This is a genomic window from Kitasatospora sp. NPDC005751 (assembly GCF_040630835.1).
GTDB lineage: Bacteria > Actinomycetota > Actinomycetes > Streptomycetales > Streptomycetaceae > Kitasatospora.
In genome coordinates this window covers 1-4881 of the sequence record NZ_JBEXYC010000130.1, presented here as the reverse complement: position 1 = coordinate 4881, position 4881 = coordinate 1, and the positions used below count along the sequence as shown (strand labels likewise).

At 74.9% G+C, this 4881-nt stretch carries 2 protein-coding genes; both read left to right on the top strand.

Annotated elements, in window-relative coordinates; all coding sequences use genetic code 11:
• A partial coding sequence (locus ABZ497_RS36450; protein WP_359812366.1) for an SDR family NAD(P)-dependent oxidoreductase occupies window positions 1–2529 on the top strand: 2529 nt, incomplete at its 5' end.
• Between the two features lie 43 nt (window positions 2530–2572).
• A partial coding sequence (locus ABZ497_RS36445; protein WP_359812363.1) for a type I polyketide synthase occupies window positions 2573–4881 on the top strand: 2309 nt, incomplete at its 3' end.

Sequence of the window (4881 nt, the reverse complement as noted above, 5' to 3'; positions counted from 1 at the left end):
TTCGACCGCGCGGTGCGGACCCTGGCGGGTCAGGGGCACCGGGTGTTCGTCGAGGTCTCCCCGCACCCGGTGCTGCTCGGCGCGATGACCGAGTCCCTGGAGGAGGTCGCGCAGCAGGCGGGCGCGGCCGCCGTGCCCGCCGCCGTCTGCGGCACCCTGCGGCGTGACGACGGCGGCGCCCAGCGCCTGCTGACCTCGCTCGCCGAGGCCTTCGTGAACGGCGCGGCCGTCGACTGGACGGCCGTCCTCCCGGCCGGCCGGCGGGTGGACCTGCCGACGTACGCCTTCCGGCACGACCGCTTCTGGCCGAAGGTCCCGTCGGCGCTGCCGGCGGGCGGCCCGGCCACCGGCCGGGACGGGGCGGCCACACCGGCCGAGTCCGCGTTCTGGGCGGCCGTCGAGGGCGGCGACCTGGAGCAGCTCGCGGACACCCTGGCGATCGAGGACGGACGCGAGCGGCTGGGCGAACTGCTGCCCGCGCTGACGACGTGGCGGCGCCACGACCTGGACCGCTCGACCACCGCGAGCTGGCGCTACCGGATGGGCTGGGCGCCGGTCGCCGAGCCCGACCCGGGCGTGCTCACCGGCACCTGGCTCGTCGCGGTGCCCGAGGCGGACGCCGCCGGCGACCTGGCGCAGGGCTGCGCGGTCGCGCTGGGTGTGCGCGGGGCCGAGGTCGTGCCGGTCGAGGTCCCGGCCGGGACGACGGACCGTGCCGTCCTGTCCGCGCTGCTCGCCCGGGCGCTCCGGGAGGCGGGCGCGGAGCCGTCCGGCGTGACCGGCGTGCTGTCGCTGCTGGCGCTGGACGGGACACCGCTGCCGGACCACCCGGTGGTGACCGGCGGGCTGGCCGCCACCCTGACCCTCATCCAGGCGCTCGGCGACGCCGGGATCGAGGCACCGCTCTGGCCGGCCACCCGCGGCGCGGTCGCGGCCACGCCCGGCGAGCTGCCGACCGCTCCGGCGCAGGCACAGGTCTGGGGCCTCGGCCGGGTCGTCGGCCTGGAGCACCCGGACCGCTGGGGCGGTCTGATCGACCTGCCCGAGGTGCTGGACGACCGGGCCGGCGCCCGGCTGGTCGCGGTGCTCGCCGGCTGCGGCGAGGACCAGGTCGCCATCCGCCCGGCCGGGATGCTGGGCCGCCGGATGAGCCGGGCCGCCGGGGTGCGGGCCGGTGAGGACCGCTGGACCCCGCGCGGCAGCGTGCTGATCACCGGCGGCACCGGCGCCATCGCCGGGCACGTGGCCCGCTGGCTGGCCGAAGGGGGCGCGCCGCGCGTCGTGCTGACGGGCCGTTCCGGCCCGGCGGCCGCCGGGGTCGCGGCCACGGTCGCCGAACTGGCGGAGCGCGGCACCGCGGTGGACGTCGTCTCCTGCGACGTGAGCGACCGCGCGGCGCTGGCCGGGCTGGTGGACCGGATCGGGAAGACCGGTCCGGCGCTGTCCTCGGTGCTGCACACCGCCGCCGTCCTGGACGACGGCGTGGTCGACCGCCTCACCCCGGCCCGACTGGAGACGGTGCTGGCCGCCAAGGCCGCGAGCGCCGCCCACCTCGACGAGCTGACCGCCGACCTGGACCTGGACGCCTTCGTGCTGTTCTCCTCCGCGGCGTCGACCCTCGGCTCCGCCGGGCAGGGCAACTACGCGGCCGCCAACGCCCACCTCGACGCCCTGGCCGAGAACCGGCGGGCCCGCGGGCTGACCGGTCTGTCGGTGGCCTGGGGCCAGTGGGGCGGCGGCGGCCTGGCGGAGTCCAAGGAGGCGATCCGGGAGCGGATGAAGAAGCTCCCGATGTCGGCGATGGACCCGCAGCTGGCGGTCCGGGCCCTGGACGAGTCGCTGCGCGGCCCCGACGCCGTGGTGACGGTGATGGACGTGGACTGGGCCCTGCTGGCGCAGACCGCGGTGGACCTGCCGAAGGCCCCGCTGGTGCGGGACCTGCCGGAGGTCCGCCGGATCGCCACCACCGCCGCCGCCCGGCCCGCCGAGGCGGCCGGCGCGGGGGAGGGCGAGCTGGGCCGGCGGCTGGCGGGCCTGGACCGGGCCGAGCAGGAGCGGCTGCTGTCGGACCTCGTACGGGCCGAGGCGGCCGTGGTCCTGGGCCACGCGTCGGCGGACGGCGTCCAGGCCCAGCAGGCCTTCAAGGACCTCGGGTTCGACTCGCTGACCGCGGTGGAGATCCGCAACCGGTTGAACACCGCGACCGGACTGCGGGTGCCCGCTACGTTGATTTTCGACTACCCCACCCCGGTGGCGGTGGCCGCCTGGCTGCGCACCGAACTCGCCCCGGACGAGGCGGACTCGGTGCCGGTGCTCGACGACCTCGACCGGCTCGAATCCAGCCTGTCCGGTCCGGCACCCGACCAGGACACGAGCGAGCGAATCACGAGGCGGCTGCAGAGCATTCTGTCGAAGTGGATCGAGAAGCAGGGCGAAGCGGAATCCGGCAGCGGCGAGGTTGAACTCGAATCGGCGACACCCGACCAGGTGTTTGAGTTTCTCGACAAGGAACTTGGTCTGTCCAACTAGTTACTTCGCGCTAATTGACGGCATGTTTTGGTAAGGGGTCACTGTGGATAACCAAGAGAAACTCTTCGACTACCTCAAGAAGACCGCGGCCGAGCTCCAGGAGACGCGCAAGCGCCTGCACAAGCTGGAGGCCGGCGAGTACGAGCCGCTGGCGATCGTCGGCATGGCGTGCCGCTACCCGGGCAACGTGGAGACCCCGGAGGACCTCTGGGAGCTGCTGGCGGCCGGCGGCGACGCGGTGGGCGAGTTCCCCACCGACCGCGGCTGGGACCTGGAGAGCATCTACGACCCGGACCCGGAGAAGTCCGGCCGGTCGTACACCCAGTCCGGGGCCTTCGTGAAGGACGCCAGCGGATTCGACGCCGCGTTCTTCGGGATCAGCCCGCGGGAAGCCGTCGCGATGGACCCGCAGCAGCGCCTGCTGCTCGAAGTCGCCTGGGAGGCGCTGGAGCGCGCGGGAATCGACGCGGGAACGCTGAAGGGCAGCCGGACGGGCGTTTTCGTCGGTGGTTTCACCTCGAACTACCTGGTGAACCTGGAGCTGGCGGAAGGGGGCACGGCCGGGCTGGAAGGCCACATGATGACCGGCAACCTGACCGCCGTGCTCTCCGGCCGGGTCTCCTACGTCATGGGCCTGGAGGGCCCCGCCGTCACGGTGGACACGGCGTGCTCCTCCTCGCTGGTCGCGCTGCACCTGGCCTGCCAGGCGATCCGCGCCGGGGAGTGCTCGATGGCACTCGCCGGCGGTGTGACCGTGCTGGCGCAGCCCGGCATGTTCGTCGAGTTCTCCCGCCAGCAGGGCCTGTCGGTGGACGGCCGCTGCCGCGCCTTCTCCGACGACGCGAACGGCACCGGCTGGGCCGAGGGCACCGGCATGCTCGTCGTGGAGAAGCTCTCCGACGCGCGCCGCAACGGGCACAAGGTGCTCGCGGTGATCCGCGGCTCGGCGATCAACCAGGACGGCGCGTCCAACGGTCTGACCGCCCCCAACGGCCCCTCGCAGCAGCGGGTGATCCGCGCCGCGCTGGAGAGCTCCCGGCTGTCCGCCGCCGACATCGACGCGGTGGAGGCCCACGGCACCGGCACCAAGCTCGGCGACCCGATCGAGGCGCAGGCGCTGCTGGCGACGTACGGCCAGGAGCGCGGCGGCGGGCAGCCGCTCTGGCTGGGGTCGGTGAAGTCCAACCTCGGACACACCCAGGCCGCCTCCGGGGTGGCCGGCGTGATCAAGATGGTGATGGCGCTGCGCAACGGCCGGTTGCCGCGGACGCTGCACGTCAACGAGCCCACCCCGCACGTCGACTGGTCCGCCGGTGAGGTGGAGCTGCTGACCGAGTCCGTCCCGTGGCCGGCCGGCGAGCGGGTCCGCCGCGCGGGCGTGTCGTCCTTCGGTGGCAGCGGCACCAACGCCCACCTGATCCTGGAGGAGGCACCCGCCGAGGAGGACGCGGCCGAGCCGGTGGAGGCCGCGCCGCGGGTCGTCTCGGGCGCCGGCGCCTGGCCGGTGTCGGGCCGCTCGGCCGAGGGGCTGGCGGCGCAGGCCGGCCGGCTGCGGGACTGGGTGGCGGCGCGGCCGGAGGCGGAGCCCGCGGACGTGGCGTGGTCGCTGGCGACCATGCGCGCGACCTTCGAGCACCGCGCCGTGGTCGTGGGCGGGGACGGCGCGGAGCTGGCGGCCGGGCTGGAGAGCCTGGCCGACGGCGTGCCCAGCGGCGCCGTCGTCGCGGGCGTGGCCCGGGCCGACGCGCGGCCGGTCTTCGTCTTCCCCGGTCAGGGTTCGCAATGGCTCGGCATGGGCCAGGAGTTGGCGCGGTCGAGCCCGGTGTTCGCGGCACGGCTGGCGGAGTGCGAGGCGGCGCTGGCGCCGTATGTGGACTGGTCGCTGGGTGAGGTCCTGGCGGGCGCCGAGGGCGCGCCGGAGCTGAAGGCGGCGGATGTCGTCCAGCCCGCGCTGTGGGCGGTGATGGTGTCGCTGGCGGCGGTCTGGGAGGCCGCCGGGGTGGTGCCCGAGGCGGTGGTCGGGCATTCGCAGGGTGAGATCGCGGCGGCGGCGGTGGCCGGGATGCTGTCGCTGGAGGACGGCGCCCGGGTGGTGGCGCTGCGTTCGAAGTCGTTGAAGGTGCTGGCCGGGCTCGGCGGGATGCTGTCGGTGAGCCGGTCGGCCGCGGTGGTGGAGGAGCGGATCGCCCGGTTCGGTGAGCGGCTGTCGCTGGCGGCGGTCAACGGGCCTTCGGCGGTGGTGGTTTCGGGTGAGCCCGAGGCCCTGGAGGAGTTGAAGGCGGAGTTCGAGGCCGAGGGTGTCCGGGCTCGGATGGTCGCGGTGGACTACGCCTCGCACTCGGCGCAGGTCGA